Origin of the sequence: Lentibacillus kapialis, from assembly GCF_014646635.1 — a bacterium.
Lineage (GTDB): Bacteria > Bacillota > Bacilli > Bacillales > Amphibacillaceae > Lentibacillus > Lentibacillus kapialis.
The window spans coordinates 1-17323 of the sequence record NZ_BMNQ01000021.1 but is presented as its reverse complement, the minus strand read 5'-3'; the positions used below and the strand labels follow the sequence as shown (position 1 = coordinate 17323).

Genomic DNA, 17323 nt, shown 5'->3' with positions numbered 1-17323 from the left:
CATGTTATGATGTTAACGAACTAAATATTTGAATCATTATTATTCTTCTTATCGCGAGAGGTGGAGGGACCTGACCCTGAGAAACCTCGGCAACCAGTATGGTGATACCCGGTGCCAAATTCAGAGGAATGAAGCTATTCCGAAGATGAGAAGAGGGTGAACTGAATCCGCACATGATTGTCAGTCCCTTCTCTTTTCATAAGGAGAAGGGGCTTTTTCATTTTAACACGTTATCATAAGCGGAAAATGTATTCGAAAGAACATAGCATAAGAGGAACATTATAAAGGCGGAAAGGAGTGCGTTAAGATGTTCATTGCCATGACAATCTGGATTATTATTATGGTGTTCAGCGTTGCACTAAACACATTTCTCTGCTGGAAAGTTGAGAAATCAGGCGTCAAACGCTGGGGTGCCACTGGTCGTATTTTTAAATATAAGTAAGCGAAAGGCAGGTGAAGCTCTATGTTTTGGTACATAACGGTATTCTGTTTTTATATATTTTTTCTTGTATGGGCCAATTTAAAAAGTCTCAAAGTTGCAGAATCAATTGACGATTACACAATCGGAGGACATAAGATTGGCCTGCTGTTAAGCATTGGCACTACAACAGCTACCTGGATCAGTGTGGCTTCGGTTATTGGAGTGCCCGGCTACTTATACAGTTCAGGTGTTGCGGCTATTATCGGGTGGGTTGCCGGGTGGTGCTTTGGAGGTGCTTTACTCCCGATTGTTGCTTACAAAATAAGACGACCTGAGTTACCGGCAAGAACATTTCCGGAATTTATACGGCATAGATTTGAACCGTTTCAGAAAAAAAGTACGTTGCAGGCGATTGTTGGTTTTTTAATGTTTGTTGGTTATCTTCTGTTGGTGAATATACAGGTGTCAGGCTTTGGTATTGTGTTCTCTACCATAACAGGCATTGATTACGAGATTGCTATATTCGGTTTTTTGTTATTTATTATGATAACCAGTTTTGGCGGATTTTGGTCGGTGGCAGCTACAGATACATTAAATACGGTTCTCATAACGATAGGTGTCCTACTGGCAGGGGGCGTTGTCTGGAAGCTTACCGGCGGAATGTCACGTATATTAGAAACACTTTCCGTCACCACAGCTCCCACGATCGCTGGCGGCCCCGAGCTGGATAAGGGAGTGCTCACATCACCTTTGGGCACCTTTAGCTTTGGGGCATTGTTTTCCATTTTTATTTCAAATTCATTGGGAACGCCCGCTTCACCGCATTGGGTGACACGAATGCTCGCTCCGCAGAATATCAAAGTCGCTATATTACAGATCATGGGAACTATATTTCTTTTAATCTTCATTATGAGTCCATTAATTGTAATCGGCCTTGGTGCAAAAGTTTTGATTCCAAGTATACCTGAAGGAAAAACAACCGATTATATTGTGCCATTGCTTATACAAGAGTATACACCGTCCATTATCGGGGCTGTTACATTGATTGCCATTTGTGCAGCCGCCATATCAACTGCCAATTCAATGCTGCTGCATTGTGCAACGTCACTTTATTATGATGTTTATTTAAACATTTTTTCTAAAAAAGTAACCGATAAGGGCTTTAGAAGATGGCTGCGGTTAAGTGTGTTGTTAATTGCCATTGCTGCCGTCGTTCTGGCGATTGATCCTCCTTGGTTCATCGCGATGGGATTTGTCTACATATATGGAGGTTTTGGGTCTGCGTTCTTTTTGGTTGTCTTTTTAGGTTTATATTGGAAAAGGATGAACAGAGCCGGCGCCTATACAGGGATCATCATGGGTTCTGTAAGTTATGTTATGGCTAAGGCTTCGGGCTTTGCTACCCCGTTTGTTATAGCTGTTACGGCGTCTTTAATAGGCGTTTTAATCGCCGTATTTTTAACGAGAAAGCCTCCTGTTGAGGCGTATGAACCCTACTTCACGGCAGATGTTAGTCACACAACCCAAAAGGTGAATGCTGCTATGAGAGATAGATAAATGGTTGGGGGTGGGGCGAATCGAAATAAGAACATGAACATGTTATCCTCTATATATACAATGAACTTTTTAAAGGATACGAATCGTTGGGGGTTGAGCACATGTTCATAGGCGGAATCGAAGCGGGGGGTACGAAAATGGTTTGTGCGGTCGGTGATCGTTCCGGAAACGTACAAGCAAAACAAAGTATCCCAACACAGGATCCGGATGAAACACTTGCAAAGGTACAGACGTTTTTTTCGAACGTTGAGTTGGAATCATTGGGTGTCGGGAGTTTTGGTCCAATTGATCTGGACAAAAACAGCGATACATATGGCATGATTTTAAATACACCTAAAACGGCCTGGAAGCATGTTGACCTATTGGGCCGGTTGCAGAAGGCATTTCAGATCCCCGTTTATGTCGATACGGATGTCAATGCGGCATGCCTGGCGGAATATCATCATGGTGCCGGACAAGATGTGAACAGTTGTTTATACATGACAATCGGAACAGGCATCGGAGCAGGTCTGGTGCAAGATGGTCGGACATTTCAGGGACAAAGTCATCCGGAGATGGGACATATCATCACTCCCAAGCATCCTGATGATTCGTTTGCCGGCATTTGCCCGTACCATGGCAACTGTCTTGAAGGGATGGCGTCCGGTCCCGCGATTGAAAAAAGGTATGGCAGAGAAGGGCATCTCTTGAGCGATGAGAAACACGTATGGGAAATCGAGAGTCATTATTTGGCACATGCCATTGCCGGCTATACGCTCATTCTGTCACCTGAGCGCATCATTCTGGGCGGTGGGGTGATGAAGCAGGATGTTTTGTTTCCGCTTGTCCGGCAAAAGGTTTCTGAGCTGGTGAATGGTTATATCACGTTAAGCGGCATGAATGAATTCATCACGGCACCACAGCTGGATGATGAGCAAGGGGTGAAAGGCGCTATTGCACTGACTGCGGGCATGTAATGTTGTTTGTGTACCGGTATGATACTGCCGGGAGTGTGACAATCAGTGCTGCTGTCCCTGTTTGATTGTACGGCGTCGTCATGTCAGCTAAGATAAGGTTAGGACTTATCAAATGGTGGACGGTGTTACACATGAACCGCAGACAAAAAGAACTATTGCGCATTCTTCTGACAGATTTACATGATTTTTTTCATATACAAGATTTGGCAGATGAACTGGATTGTTCCGAAAAGACAGTGCGCAATGATTTGAACAGAATTGAAACAATGCTCACAGATTATCCTTCTGCTGAGTTAAAACGCAAGCGTGGCATGGGCATTGCGCTTGATGCTGGTAGGGAAGACAAAGCAGAATTGTTGAACCGAATCTATCAGACTGAAGCAATAACCGGAAAAGACCGCTTATTGGAGATGGCTTACCAGCTGCTTATAAGCAACAAACCACTGACATTAGCAAGTCTTGCTGAAAAGTATTTTACCAATCGTACAACAGTCAGGCATGAACTGGGTCGGATTGCCGACTGGCTTGAAGGTTACGATCTGAAGCTGGAATCAAAACAGCGCCTTGGTCATTTCATTAATGGACATGAATTAAATAAACGCAATGCGCTGGCGAATTTGCCGGAATTGATCCCATCTGAATCGTACCCAAAACAGCAAGTGCTTCAACTCTTCTCTCAGCATGAAATTAATACAGTCCGAAAGCACCTGCAAGATTTACAAATACATTATCCGATTGATTTGACGGCAGGTGAATTTGAGAGTCTGCATATTCATGCGCTGATCATGATTAAACGTACCCGTCAACGCTCACCGATTTTGCTTGGTCAATCAGATGATACCGGTGTGAAGCTGGATACCTACCACATGACAGCCTGGCTCTTGAAACGTCTGGAAAATGCTCTGGGTTTGTCGTTCCCAAAAGACGAGTATATTTATTTCACATGGCATCTGGAAAGCTGCCGGACTGCTCACGCCGGACAAGCGGTCAAATCGGATGATCTAGTGGCTGGTATCGTCCACCAGATGACTGCACAGCTAAGACGCATGACCATGATCCGGTTTGGAGATGACAAGGTGTTGACAGATGGCCTCGAAATCCATCTTGCTTCAGCTTTACACCGTATACGGTACGGGCTTACCATCAGAAATCCAATGCTTTCAGATATTAAAAAGACGTATGCCTACATGTTCAGTATGGTGATTCTGGCTGTCGAGAAGATAAATGAAGCCTATAATTTAAATATTCCTGAAGATGAAGCGGCTTATCTTGTTCTGCATTTTCAGGCTTCCATTGAACGTATGCAAAAGGAACGAACAACAGCTAAACGGACCGTGATTGTCTGTGACCTTGGTGTTGGGATGTCGCATTTGCTTCAGGCAAAACTGGAACAATCCTACAAGGGGCTAGACATCCTGGCGAGTATTGGAAAAGCAGAGCTTCCGGCATTTTTGGAAAATCAGGACGTTGATATGCTTATATCCACGACGGAAATATATGAGTCCGAGGTTCCGGTGCTGGTTGTGTCCCCACTTCTGGAATCTGATGATAAAGAGCGGCTGGAGCAATTTATCCAATCAATCGATCAGGAAGAAACAACCGAAAAAGAAATGATGACTAAACTTAAACAGCTCGTGGATACGGATGCCATCTATATGGGAATGGCTTTGGAACACCGGTTTGAAATCGTTGAAATGCTTGCCGATAACCTTGTTCAAAATGGATTTGCTGAAAAAGCGTTTGTTCATAGTGCCATGTTAAGGGAAAGGACATCCGCTACGGCTGTCGGCGGGGGGATCGCCATACCCCATGCTGATCCGGAGTTTGTGAAGAAAACAGTTGTATCCTTGGCGGTGCTGCGGGAACCGGTACAATGGGGGCGTGACATGGTTTCCGTGGTGTTTTTGCTGGCGATTGCCAAAGAGGATCAGAAAATGACACAATCACTCATGCAAACCATTGCTTCCATAAGTCAGCACCCTACGATTGTGGAACAGTTGACCCAGGCGGAAAGTACATCCGATATGTTGACCGTTTTCGAGCAATAATTCGTTTTTTCCGGTTTTCCGGTAAAAATGAATTATTTTTTTGACCTGAAATCGTTTTATAATAAGGATAGAACAAAAAAGAGGAGGCAACAATTATGCGACTATTGGCTGTCACCGCGTGTCCGGTCGGTATCGCACACACATACATGGCTGCTGAAAATCTGCAAAAAGCGGCTGATGAGATGGGTGTTGATATGAAAGTCGAGACACAAGGGTCGATTGGAGCCGAAAATGAGCTTACCGAAAAAGATATAGAAGAAGCAGATGGCATTATTATTGCCAGTGACAAAGATATTTCCAAAGAACGCTTTGCCGGAAAGAAGTTGCTTGTGGTTGGTGTCCAGGAAGGCATAAGCAAACCCGAACAATTAATCAAACGGGTTCAGGATGATGATGTGCCGGTTTATAAGTCTGACTTGAAGTCGGTGGATCAGGTTAAAAAAGAAAAGAAAGATAAGGAAAATCCCATTTACCGGCATTTAATGAATGGTGTTTCATACATGATTCCATTTATTGTTGTCGGTGGTTTGCTGATTGCCATTTCTTTGGCACTCGGTGGTGTACAGACAGATGGCGGAATCAGTATTCCTGACGACTCATTTTGGAAACAGATTGAGAATATCGGCAATGCGTCATTCAGTTTCATGGTTCCGATTCTGGCCGGGTTCATTGCTGTCAGTATAGCTGATCGTCCTGGTCTGGTTCCAGGGATGATTGGTGGTTATATTGCCGTGACAGGGAGCTTTTATGGTAGTGAAGCCGGCGCAGGGTTTATCGGTGGCATTATTGCCGGTTTCTTAGCCGGATATGTTGTACTGGGCATTAAGAAGATTAAAGTGCCGCAAGCTGTGCAGCCGGTTATGCCGATTATCTTTATTCCCATTATCGCATCGCTGATTGTTGGTATATTATTCATTTTTGTTATTGGTGCACCTGTCGCGAGTATCTTTGAATCACTGACAACGTGGCTGGAAAGCATGCAGGGTGCAAGTTCGGTTGTTCTGGCGTTGATTCTCGGCGCGATGATTGCTGTTGATATGGGCGGGCCGTTCAATAAAGTGGCATTTCTGTTTGGTTCTGCGATGATTGCTGAAGGAAATTATGACATCATGGGACCGATTGCCGTCGCCATTTGTGTGCCACCGCTTGGCATGGGACTCGCAACGTTTTTGAACAAGCGCAAGTATCAGCCGGCTGAAAAAGAAACCGGAAAAGCATCGTTTACCATGGGCTTATTTGGTATTACAGAAGGGGCCATTCCGTTTGCTGCACAGGATCCAATCCGGGTTATCCCTAGTATTATGGTCGGATCGATGACCGGATCGGTTATTGCTATGCTTGGTCATGTTGGTGATCGTGTCGCACATGGCGGACCTATCGTTGCTGTTCTCGGTGCGGTGGACAATGTGCTGATGTTTTTCATAGCCGCCGCTATCGGGACAGTTGTCACAGCACTGTTGATTAATCTTCTTAAGAAAGATGTGATACCTGCTGCGACAACACCTGAAGGAGCAGAAGTGGGCATTGATTCGAATGATGATATGGTGGATAGTGCTGAACAAACAGCTGAATATGATCAAGCAGTCGGAACAAATCAGCAAGAGAGCGAAGAAGATGTGACGATTAATAAATTGACGGATATCCTTAGCCGGGATTTGATGACCATGAATATATCCGGTTCATCACAGGAAGAAGTGGTTGATGAGTTCGTTCAAATGCTGGATGCGGAAAAATGCATTGCTTCTAAAGAAACGGTTAAACAAGCGATATTTGACCGTGAAAAAGAAAGCACAACCGGACTTGGTATGAACATCGCTATTCCGCATGCAAAATCGGCTGCTGTTAGGAAACCGGCTGTTGTATTTGGAATCAGTCCCGAGGGCATCGACTGGAAGAGTCTTGACGGAACGGCTGCGAAGTTAATATTCATGATTGCGATACCGGAAGAAAGAGCAGGCGATGATCACCTAAAAATCCTGCAAATGCTTTCCCGCAAATTGATGGATGATTCATTCCGGGAGCAATTGATGAATGCCGAAACGAAAGAAGAAGCATACGAACTGCTGGATGCTATTCAGTAAGTGATGGAGGGGCAGGCGCGGGTCTGTCCCTTTGTTTATAACGTCAGAGCGTATAAATGATGGATGACCTTATAAGAAAAACTTCGGCACTCGCTATAGGACGAGGCGAATGCCGCGTTTTTCTAATAACGTCAGAAAGTATAAATGATGGATGACCTTATAAGAAAAGCTTCGGCATTCGCTATAAGACGAGGCGAATGCCGAGTTTTTCTAATAAAAGTCGGCATCAATGTTTATTAAGCTCGTGGAACACATGATTCCAGGCGCGTTTTTCGTCAGCTGCGTGTATGACGGGTTTAAAACCGAAATCGAGGTATAAATGGATGGCTGCCGGACTGCGGGGCTGTGTTTTTAAATATGCTTTACCATGATGTTGTTTGAGCAGTCTGAGGGATGCAGCAATCAGTGGACGGCCCAGTTTATGGCCTTGACATTCAGGAATAATCTCCACCCAATGCAGTCTTCCGATGGTTTCGTCGTTCCATTTGCCAAACCATGCAGATGCGGTTCCGACATATTTTCCGTTTGCTGTCTTTAAGAAGATAACGCGTTCTTGCGCGGTGTTTAAAGTTGCTGCGAGTTCAGCTCTGAATCGTTTTAATGCCCGAAGTTCATCCGGAAATTCACCTGTTGCTGTTGTGATTTTCGCCCATTGTATACCTTCTTCTTCACGAGTCAGCAAGCTGAATTCAAATCCATCAGGTAGGGGATAGTCAGGAATTGTTTTCAGATCATGGATCATATAGAGTGATTGATGTTCCAAAGCAATACCTCGCTTATTCATGATAGATTCATTATAGCATACGTGCAAAAGCGATTATTTTTGCTATAATCAAGGTGACGTAATTGATTATTTAAGCGCAATGATAATATTAATGGAGGGGTATGAATGTATAACGAACCGATTTTTTTACAGCCCGTTTTCCAGGAAAAGATCTGGGGCGGCGATAAATTAAAAACTGTTTATCATTACGATATTCCATCAGAACAAACAGGGGAAGCCTGGGTCATTTCGGCACATCCGAACGGTCCGAGTATGATCGAAAACGGTCCGCTGAAGGGAAAGACTTTGGCCGATGCCTGGGAATTCCATGGTGAACTCTTCAATAAATCAAACGATAATCATGAAGCCTATCCGTTGCTCGTCAAAATGTTGGATGCCCATGATGATCTGTCAGTACAAGTGCATCCGGATGATGCGTTTGCCCGTGATGTAGAAGGTGTTCCATACGGAAAAACCGAATGCTGGTATATATTAGATGCCGAGGAAGGTTCGGAGCTTGTTCTGGGGCACCATGCTCAAACGAAACAGGAACTGGAGCAGATGATGGCGGATGGTGCTTGGGATAAGCTGTTGAGGCGTGTGAAGGTACAGCCCGGCGACTTTGTTTATGTGCCAAGTGGAACCATTCATGCGATCGGTAGCGGCATTGTTATTTTGGAAACACAGCAGAGCTCAGATACGACTTATCGTGTTTATGACTATGACCGGACAGATGCAGAAGGCAATGAGCGGGAGTTGCATCTTGAAAAAGCCGCAGCGGTAACGCATGTTCCCCACCAGGTTCCCGAGCTGAATCAGGAAAAGGACGTTTCGGGTGGTTTGACGACACTAAAATGCGTTGAAAATGAATATTTTGGTGTGAGTCAATGGTCGTTGGATGGTCATACGGAACAGACAATGGTGGCTGATTTTTTGCAGGTCAGTGTTATAAAAGGGACAGCCGTTCTTGTCGTGAGCGACAGCCGGTTTGAAATCGCGAAAGGCTCCCACTTCATTTTGCCGCATGGAATTGAAACATTTGAAATGTCAGGTGATGCTGAGTTTGTGGTGTCGTGGGTTTAATGGAATAGTGACTTTCAATTGCTGTCGATTCAGTCGGCCGCTGTCTACCGGCAGTGAAACAACATCATGACGAAAGGGGTTTGTTAATCAATATGTTACTGGAATTTATCGTTCAGAATGGCGAGGAAGCAAAGCAAGCAGAGGAAATGGGGGCCGATCGGGTTGAACTTGTTTCTGCCATTTCTGAAGGCGGATTAACGCCCAGTTACGGCACTATGCAGCAAGTGTTTGAAAGCGTCTCAATACCGGTCCAGGTTATGATACGTCCGCATAGTTTTCATTATTGCTATTCAGATGATGACCTGGATATTGTTCGGAAAGATATTCAATCATTAATCGATTTGGGAGGAAAACGGATAGTTTTTGGTGTACTGCATCATGACGGTACAGTTCATGAAACTGCACTGCAAGCCCTCATCGAACGTTATCCGCAGTTGGATATGACGTTCCATAAAGCTTTCGATGAGATCCCTTCTCAACAAGATGCTTATCAAACACTTTCGAAATACAAACATAACGTTAAACGGATTCTAACCTCCGGAGGGAAGAAGGATTGTCTTTCCGGTAAAGAACCATTACATGAATTAGTGAAAATGGAGAGAGAAACAAACGGACCAGCCATTATGCCGGGAGGGGGGCTTCATGTAGGCAACATTGCCGATGTGCATCAAACAGTAAATGCGGAACAATATCATTTCGGGAAAGCCGTCAGACTTCATGATTCCTTTTCATATCCGTTTGATGATGAAAAAATTAATCGCATAAAGGACGTCATCCAAAAAGGGAAGCATTAATGCCATGAGTTTTTGACTGAGGACAGTTGCATGTTAAACGTGTGCTGATTAAGGACTGCAAAAATTGCCGTTAAAGAGTGAATGTGCTGATCACTCTGTTCCAAATATCCGGGGGGGTTGCTGTGAGTCATTCCAAGTTATTAATTTATACGTTGAGCGGGACTGTTTTTTGTATTAGTTTTATTGGTATGCTGATTTATGGCTATAAGACATTTTTTATTCAAACGGAGAAAGTTGAGTCTGCTGCGTATTCCTATCATTTTGCACTGATTGCTGAGGAATCGGATAACGATTATTGGCGTCTGATTGAGGAAGGAGCAAAAGAAGCTGCTTCCAAGCATCAGATCTATTTGGAGTACCTCGCTCCAAAGAGGGCGAATAATGACAAACTGCTAAAATTATTAGATCGGATGATTTCCGCCAAAGTTGACGGGATTATCGTGCAGGGCGTGCAAGGTGAGCGCTTTGTGGAATTGGTACATAAAGCGGTTGAACGTGAGGTGCCGATTATTACCGTAGATACAGATGTGCCAAATAGTGAGCGGAAAGCCTATGTCGGGACCGATAACTTCCGGGCGGGACAGTTGGCCGCAAAGTCGCTTATCGAAACGACTGATGGCGAACAGCATGTAGGGATTGTGACAGGACGGTTCAATGCCATCAATCAGCAACAACGGTTGAAGGGCTTTAAGGATGCTATCAAAGACACCCCCCGCATCCAGGTTGTCGATATAAAAGAATCCAATATTACATCAATTGGTGCGACACAAGCAGCCTATTCACTGTTGAAACAATATCCGTCCATAAACATGTTTCTCGGAACCAGTGCACTCGATGGCATCGGTATTGTGGATGGAATTCAGCAAATCGCAGCCAATAAAAAATTCACCATCATCGGATTCGACTTGCTTCCCGAAACTTTAAAGCTGATTAGGGAAGGAAAAATCGATGCTACCATTGCTCAGTACCCGAAAGAGATGGGAAAAGAATCGGTTAATGTCCTAATGGAATTGCAGGATCATGATATATTGGACAAACAAAAATATACTGAAACAAAAGTGATTAAGCAAGGTGATTTAACTTCCCTTCAAGATGGTGAACTGCAATGAAGACGATTCGTGGTAAGCTGGTTGTTTATTTCTTTGCGATTATCCTTTTGTTCCAGGTAACAGCTATTGCCATCTTTGTCAGTTCCAGCGAGCTGACAGATACATATAATGATAGCTTCCAGCGTTTCCTGCTGCTAAATAACATTTCCCAACACGCATCTGAACTATATTCGACAACGAAGTCCTTTGTTAACGAACCAAACGCCGAAAACTCTGATGCTTATTTTCACATAAAAGCGGATTTGGAAGATAGTCTGAATCAGTTATCGGAAACATTCTACTATATTGAGACGATCGAAATGAAGAATTATATAAATCTGATCGAGACGTTTATCTATGAAACGGATCTCACGGTAGGTTCTGTTCTAAGAGATGATACGGAGCAGTATATGAACCATTTGGAAGAGGCCGGCAATACATCGGATTATATTTCCGAATCGACATTGGAAATTATTAACCTGGAATTAACAGCCTATCAATCTTTCTATAAAGATTTGCAGCAGCGTCATCATAACTTTATGTTCTTTATTATGTTTATGTTTTTGACGACGATTATGCTAGCCATATTTTTTGCAATCTGGTTTTCAAAAGGGATCACCCGTCCACTTGGGAAACTGTCAGCTGCGGCTAAGGAAGTAGCCAGTGGCGAATTGCAGGGTGAGCCGGTTCATATTCGAACAAACGATGAATTGCGATTACTCGGGGATACATTTAATCAAATGCGTACTAATATTCATGATCTTTTTGAAGAAGTCCAGGATCAGTCTGAACTTGATCGGTTAGTCAAAGAAATGGAATTGAAGCACCTGCAAAATCAGGTGAATCCTCATTTTTTATTTAACACATTAAATACAATTTCTAAAATGGCCTATATGGAAGACGCCACATCAACATCCGGCTTAATCGATTCTGCGGCAGCATTGCTCCGGCACAGTCTTGGTGAACTTGATCATCGTGTGTCACTGAAGGATGAAGTGCGAGTTGTTCAGGATTATTTTCACATACAACACGTACGATTTTCTGAACGGGTAACCTTTCAATTGGATATAGATGAGAACTGTCTGGATATCGAAGTGCCGCAGTTAACGTTACAGCCATTAGTTGAGAACGCCTTCATCCACGGGATTGAAGAAAAAGAAGAAGGTGGGACCATTTCGCTGGCAATCTATGAACAGCATGATCATGTGATAGTTGAAATTCGCGATGATGGGATTGGCATGAGCCAGGAAATCGTCGATCAGATCATTTCCCGGACAAATCAACAAGAAGAGCATGTCGGCCATTCAACTGGAATTGGGTTAACAAACGTTATTAGACGGCTGGAGCTCTTTTTTCGGAAGGACCATATGGTTGAAATGGAATCCGAACCCGGCAGTGGAACTGTAATCAGGTTAATACTTCCGTACGACAAGGAGGGAATGGCATGAGGATACTGATTGCCGAGGATGAATTATTGGAACGTAAAGCCATGCGGAAATTTCTTACGGACCATTTTTCTGATATTACTGCCATAAGTGAGGCTGCGAACGGACGGGAAGCAATCGAAAAGGTGAAACAGTCCCCGCCTGATATTGTTTTTATGGATATCAAAATGCCCGGAATTAATGGCCTGGAAGCGATTGCAGAAATCCAGCGAATAAATCCGTCAAGCAAATATATTCTGGTGTCTGCGTATGATTCGTTTGATTTTGCGAAACAGGCCATGCATTACGGAATAAAGGAATATATTTTAAAACCAGGTAAACAGGAAGAAATTGTTGCGTCGATTTTGCGGGTAAGGCAAGAGATTGAGCATGAAGTCAAGCAGCAGGCAGAAAAGCGTGCGTTAATTGAGGAGCGGCTGATGGCAAAATTGATGCATCAACCGGTGGAAAAAGAAGCATACACGATAATGAAGAATTATCTTCCTGCATATACAAGTGGTTTTTTTCTTGTTATTCAAATGGCGCACCTTCCTGATAAAGAAGTGATTCAGACGAAGCTTGCCAACCACGTGGAACATCGGTTTATTGTGGATGCCGCAGATCAGCGCGCAGTCTGCTGTATATTGGCAGACTCAGAATTGAACAACGCTGAATTATTGATACAAGCCCGTAAAATTCAATTGGACTTTGGCGACGATTGTTATGTGGGATTGGGGCATGCCTATTCAGCCCTGGATCATTTTCCGACATCATATCATGATGCGCTTACAGCCGTATATCAACTGAAAAAAAAGGATGGCAGACAGTACGGATTTAACGAAAAAATCAATGTTGAACATGATCGGTCTGATCGTGTAGTTCAGATTTTATCAGAGGTTGAAAGAGGAAATGAAGATGAAGCTGTGAAACTTTATAAGGATAATCAGAACGTTTTCTCAGCAGAACAGCATGAGGAGTTTTATTTCAAGATAAAGCGTTTAATGGCGGAACAGAATCTTTCGTTGCCCGGACATTCCATTTCCGAACTGGATACTGAGGAAGAATGGCAACATTTTATCAGCCTTTGTTGTTTGAAATTAAAGGATCATTATCACTCCAAACTGTTTATGCAGAAAGTGACAGCATATATTGATGCGTATTATAAGCAAGGGGTTACGCTGGAGGATATAGCTGCCCATATTGGATTAAGCCCCAATTATTTTTCAAATGTTTTTAAAGACGTGTTTGGTATGACATTTGTTGAACTCATAACCGGGCGCAGACTGAGTGAAGCGAAACGTTTGATTGCAAAAAATGAACACTCTTTGAAGGAAATCAGTTATATGGTTGGGTATCATGATCCGAATTATTTCAGCAGAGTGTTCAAAAAGCACAATCACATGTCTCCGAAAAAGTTTCAACAGCAAATCTTTAAAAAGTGAAGGGAATCATAAAAAAATACAGAAAATAATATCCCATCACTATTCAGAAAAATTTTATAATGGAAATTGAAAACGCTAACATAAAAAGGGGGAGATTTTTCATGAAGAAACGTTATGGTGCTTTTTTTATGCTGATACTGATTCTTGTACTCGCCGCATGCAGTGGTGATTCGGATGAGGCAGAAGGAAGTTCGGACTCAGGGTCAGAGGGCGATGAAAATGCCAGCACCGTTGAGATTTTCAGCTGGTGGACCGGTGCTGGTGAAGAGGACGGGTTACTGGCATTAATTGATTTATTTGAGAAGGAAAATCCGGATATTACGATTGAGAATGCCGCTGTTGCGGGCGGTGCCGGCACGAATGCGAAAGCAGTGCTTGCGACACGAATGGAAGGTAATGATCCGCCATCAACGTTCCAGGTTCACGGTGGCGATGAATTGAATGAGGGATGGGTGGCCGCTGATAAAATGCAGCCGCTTAACGATCTTTATGAAGCGAATGGCTGGGAGGAGAAATTCCCGGAAGATTTAATTGATCTGGTCAGTAAAGATGGCAATATTTATTCTGTACCTGTCAATATTCACCGCGGAAATGTATTTTTTTACAACAAAAAAGTATTTGAAGAAAACGGTATTGAAGAGCCGGAGACATTTGAGGAATTTTTTGCAGCATCTGAAGAATTGCAGGAAGCCGGTGTGACGCCAGTGGCCTTAGGGGATAAAAACTCATGGCCCGCGACCCAAATTTTTGAAAACGTTCTGTTAGGTGTACTTGGTCCGGATGATTACAAGAAATTATTCGAAGGTGAGATTCCGTTCGATGATGAGCGTGTCATTGAAGCGGCTGAAACGTTCGGAAAAATTCTGGATAGCGTGAACGAGGACCATGCAGCTCGAAACTGGCAGGATTCTGCTCAGCTTGTTGCTAACGGAGAAGCAGCCATGCTTAACATGGGTGACTGGGCAAAAGGTTATTTTGTCAATGACTTGGACATGAAAACGAATGAAGACTTCGGTTACTTTGAATTTCCTGGGACCAAAGGTGAGTTTCAGGTTATTACCGATACGTTTGGATTGCCAAAAGGCGTAGGAAATCCGGATGACGTTAAGCAATTTTTGACATTCCTCGGCTCGACTGAAGCTCAGGATGTGTTCAACCCATTAAAAGGTTCGATTCCTGCCCGTACAGATGCTGATGAATCGAAATATGACGCATATGGAAAAGAAGCTATGAAAGACTTTGGCGAATCAAGCTTAGTGCCTAGTTTAGCGCACGGGTCTGCCGCTTCGGCCGGATTTTTGACCAAAGCAAATCAGGCAGTGAACATATTTGTTACACAGCGTGATGTCGATAATTTTATCCAAGCATTGAAAGATGCCTCATCTGAAATGTAATGGTAAAAAACGGGGCTGCCTGAAATTGGGGGCAGCCTCTTCATGATTTGTGAGGGAGACGTCTTTACAAAGGAGATTCTCAACCTTATTGAAGAATAGAGAGCAAATTTACAAATAAGACATTAGAGGAAAAGAACCCTAAGCAAGGAGGGTACTATTTGGAGTACGTAACAAGTAAAAACAGAAAAAAATTGACGAAAGATCACTGGACGGCGGTGGGGTTTCTCGTTCCATCTGTGATTCTTATTTTGATTTTTGTTTATGGATTCATCGGATGGACGGGATACGTGTCCGTTAGTAATTGGAGTACACTGGTACCTGATTTTTCTTTTGCCGGGTTGGCAAACTACATCAATTTATTCCAAGATTACCGATTTCAAGCGGATTTGCGGAATACGATATTTTTTACAATCCTTTTTATCGGACTGGTTATAGTCATGGGTCTGGGGTTAGGTATATTAATCGATCAGAAATTAAAAGGGGAGTCTTTGTTCCGCAATATCTTTTTGTTTCCGATGGCACTGTCATTTATTGTGACAGGTGTTGTATGGCAGTGGCTCCTCAATCCGTCAACAGGCTTTAACCAGTTTCTGAAGTTTTTTGGCATCACCCCAAAATGGTATACGGATACGAATATTCTGGCTGGTTTCGAATGGGGTCAAATAGAATTCGGTGTACCGGTGGCAATTATCGCAGTTGTCATTGCAGCAGCGTGGCAGATGACGGGGTTTTCATTGGCAATGTATTTGGCAGGATTGCGCGGGATCCCCGATGAGCTGCGTGAAGCGGCGCGTATGGATGGAGCCAGTGAATTTCAAATATATCGGAAAGTTGTTATTCCGATGCTGATGCCGATAACGGTCAGTGTCATTATTATCATGGCGCATATGTCATTGAAAATATTTGATTTGATTTATGCCATGACCGGATCAGGGGCAAACTTTGTAACTGATGTTCCGGCTGTGTATATGTATGAAACAACCTTTAAAGGCAATAATTATGCAAATGGTGCTGCCATAGCCATTATCATGCTGCTGGTGGTAGCAATATTCATCATCCCGTATTTATGGAACAGCAGAAAGGGTGATCATTAATGGCATCATTTTCACTTGGAAAAACCATGAAGTATATCATTCTGGTATTCTTCGCTCTTTTGTTCCTGATGCCGGTCTATGTCATCATTGTAACGAGTTTGAAGCCATTGGATGAAGTATCGCTGGAACATATGTGGGCATTTCCGACATCGATTGATTTCAGTTCTTATACTCAGGCGGTTAAAGAACTGGCTCCAAACTTTATGAACAGTGTTTATTTGGTCGTACCTGCAACACTGCTATCTGCGTTATTGGGCGCTATGAATGGATATGTTTTGTCGAAGTGGAAATTTAAAGGGTCGGAAACGCTGTTCACGATTATTTTATTTGGCATGTTTATTCCTTATCAAAGCATCCTGATCCCTATGATTCAATTTATACGCAGCATCGGGCTCTATGATACAATCGCAGGGCTGGTTCTGGTGCATGTTGTCTATGGACTTCCGATTACCACATTGATGTTCCGCAATTTTTATGCCAATATTCCGGATCAAATGATTGAAGCGGCCAAAATTGATGGAGCCAGCTTTCTCGGTGTTTTCAGACATATTATGATTCCGCTGTCGATTACCGGGTTTGTCGTTGTGGCCATCTGGCAGTTCACGAACATTTGGAATGAGTTCTTGTTTGCCGTTACGGTGACGACAAATGAAACGCAACCGGTGATGGTGGCACTGCAGAATCTTTCCGGAAGCCAGATTGTGCAATGGAATGTGCAAATGGCCGGGGCGGTGGTGGCAGCATTGCCCACGCTGCTCATTTATATCTTGCTTGGTAAGTACTTCGTCCGCGGACTTCTGGCCGGATCTGTGAAAGGTTAGGAAATTGGAATGATCATGCCGCAACAGTAAAACATGGGCGCGAAATCCGGAACATGTCCCCGAGAGCGCAAACATGGGCGGGAAATCGCAAACATGTCCCCGAGCGCGCAAACATGGGCGGGAAAACCGCAAACTTCTCTTTGCGCAAGATCAAGTGTCATGCTTTTTTATAACGTCAGAAAGTATAAAATGGTTGACCTTATAAGAAAAGCTTCGGCATTCGCTATAAGGCGAGGCGAATGCCGCGTTTTTCTAATCAGATAAGAAAGTATAAAATTTGAGAATATCACAATACCCAATACTGTGTGTTTTTGCGCACCCCGCTGTTGGGCAGTCCAGGTAGTCCGAATCCACATG

13 protein-coding genes and 1 riboswitch are annotated in these 17323 nt (G+C 43.5%); of the genes, 12 read left to right on the top strand and 1 reads right to left on the bottom strand.

Annotated features, from left to right (window positions below):
- Positions 1–45 precede the first annotated feature (45 nt).
- A riboswitch (SAM riboswitch) is annotated at positions 46–152 on the top strand.
- 311 nt (positions 153–463) lie between these two features.
- The 4 genes from IEW67_RS09010 to IEW67_RS08995 all read left to right on the top strand — a co-directional run bounded on the left by IEW67_RS09010 (position 464) and on the right by IEW67_RS08995 (position 7063).
- On the top strand, positions 464–1978 hold the full coding sequence (locus IEW67_RS09010) for a sodium:solute symporter family protein (protein WP_188632743.1): 1515 nt from the start codon (positions 464–466) through the stop codon (positions 1976–1978).
- A gap of 101 nt (positions 1979–2079) precedes the next feature.
- Positions 2080–2934, top strand: a complete 855-nt coding sequence (locus IEW67_RS09005; RefSeq protein ID WP_188632742.1) for an ROK family protein — start codon at positions 2080–2082, stop codon at positions 2932–2934.
- 131 nt (positions 2935–3065) lie between these two features.
- Entirely contained in the window at positions 3066–4982 is a 1917-nt protein-coding gene (locus tag IEW67_RS09000) for a BglG family transcription antiterminator (RefSeq protein WP_188632741.1), read from the top strand.
- Positions 4983–5077: 95 nt separating this feature from the next.
- Positions 5078–7063 carry a PTS fructose transporter subunit IIABC gene (locus tag IEW67_RS08995; protein ID WP_188632740.1) on the top strand — a complete coding sequence of 662 codons (1986 nt, stop codon included), beginning with the start codon at positions 5078–5080 and terminating at the stop codon, positions 7061–7063.
- Positions 7064–7289: 226 nt separating this feature from the next.
- Here the strand turns inward: IEW67_RS08995 and IEW67_RS08990 are convergent, their stop codons facing one another.
- Positions 7290–7826: a GNAT family N-acetyltransferase gene (locus IEW67_RS08990; RefSeq protein ID WP_188632739.1), complete on the bottom strand. Its 537-nt coding sequence runs from the start codon at positions 7824–7826 to the stop codon at positions 7290–7292.
- A 126-nt stretch (positions 7827–7952) separates the two neighbouring features.
- Here IEW67_RS08990 and manA point away from each other — a divergent pair, with 126 nt between their 5' ends.
- From manA to IEW67_RS08950, 8 genes are all read left to right on the top strand, one after another.
- A complete protein-coding gene (manA, locus tag IEW67_RS08985; protein ID WP_188632738.1) occupies positions 7953–8909 on the top strand; it encodes a mannose-6-phosphate isomerase, class I in 957 nt (318 codons plus the stop codon).
- Positions 8910–9001: 92 nt separating this feature from the next.
- Entirely contained in the window at positions 9002–9703 is a 702-nt protein-coding gene (locus IEW67_RS08980) for a copper homeostasis protein CutC (RefSeq protein ID WP_188632737.1), read from the top strand.
- A 122-nt stretch (positions 9704–9825) separates the two neighbouring features.
- The gene (locus IEW67_RS08975) at positions 9826–10812 is read left to right on the top strand and encodes a sugar-binding protein (RefSeq protein ID WP_229671723.1); all 987 of its coding nucleotides are present in this window, start codon (positions 9826–9828) and stop codon (positions 10810–10812) included.
- On the top strand, positions 10809–12239 hold the full coding sequence (locus IEW67_RS08970) for a sensor histidine kinase (protein ID WP_188632736.1): 1431 nt from the start codon (positions 10809–10811) through the stop codon (positions 12237–12239). Before IEW67_RS08975 ends, IEW67_RS08970 begins: the two co-directional genes overlap by 4 nt.
- Positions 12236–13657, top strand: coding sequence for a response regulator (locus IEW67_RS08965; RefSeq protein WP_188632735.1), 1422 nt, complete (start codon positions 12236–12238; stop codon positions 13655–13657). Before IEW67_RS08970 ends, IEW67_RS08965 begins: the two co-directional genes overlap by 4 nt.
- 101 nt (positions 13658–13758) lie before the next feature.
- Positions 13759–15051 (top strand): ABC transporter substrate-binding protein, encoded by a 1293-nt coding sequence (locus tag IEW67_RS08960; protein WP_188632734.1) that lies wholly within the window; start codon positions 13759–13761, stop codon positions 15049–15051.
- Between the two features lie 158 nt (positions 15052–15209).
- On the top strand, positions 15210–16145 hold the full coding sequence (locus tag IEW67_RS08955) for a carbohydrate ABC transporter permease (protein WP_188632733.1): 936 nt from the start codon (positions 15210–15212) through the stop codon (positions 16143–16145).
- Positions 16145–16966 (top strand): carbohydrate ABC transporter permease, encoded by an 822-nt coding sequence (locus tag IEW67_RS08950; RefSeq protein WP_188632732.1) that lies wholly within the window; start codon positions 16145–16147, stop codon positions 16964–16966. The genes IEW67_RS08955 and IEW67_RS08950 overlap by 1 nt, the downstream gene beginning before the upstream one ends.
- Positions 16967–17323: the final 357 nt, after the last annotated feature.

Excerpts from the sequence above, each read along its gene's own strand:
- IEW67_RS09010 (WP_188632743.1), top strand. The coding sequence starts at position 464 with ATGTTTTGGTACATAACGGTATTCTGTTTTTATATATTTTTTCTTGTA.
- IEW67_RS09005 (WP_188632742.1), top strand. The coding sequence starts at position 2,080 with ATGTTCATAGGCGGAATCGAAGCGGGGGGTACGAAAATGGTTTGTGCG.
- IEW67_RS09000 (WP_188632741.1), top strand. The coding sequence starts at position 3,066 with ATGAACCGCAGACAAAAAGAACTATTGCGCATTCTTCTGACAGATTTA.
- IEW67_RS08995 (WP_188632740.1), top strand. The coding sequence starts at position 5,078 with ATGCGACTATTGGCTGTCACCGCGTGTCCGGTCGGTATCGCACACACA.
- manA (WP_188632738.1), top strand. The coding sequence starts at position 7,953 with ATGTATAACGAACCGATTTTTTTACAGCCCGTTTTCCAGGAAAAGATC.
- IEW67_RS08980 (WP_188632737.1), top strand. The coding sequence starts at position 9,002 with ATGTTACTGGAATTTATCGTTCAGAATGGCGAGGAAGCAAAGCAAGCA.
- IEW67_RS08970 (WP_188632736.1), top strand. The coding sequence starts at position 10,809 with ATGAAGACGATTCGTGGTAAGCTGGTTGTTTATTTCTTTGCGATTATC.
- IEW67_RS08965 (WP_188632735.1), top strand. The coding sequence starts at position 12,236 with ATGAGGATACTGATTGCCGAGGATGAATTATTGGAACGTAAAGCCATG.
- IEW67_RS08960 (WP_188632734.1), top strand. The coding sequence starts at position 13,759 with ATGAAGAAACGTTATGGTGCTTTTTTTATGCTGATACTGATTCTTGTA.
- IEW67_RS08950 (WP_188632732.1), top strand. The coding sequence starts at position 16,145 with ATGGCATCATTTTCACTTGGAAAAACCATGAAGTATATCATTCTGGTA.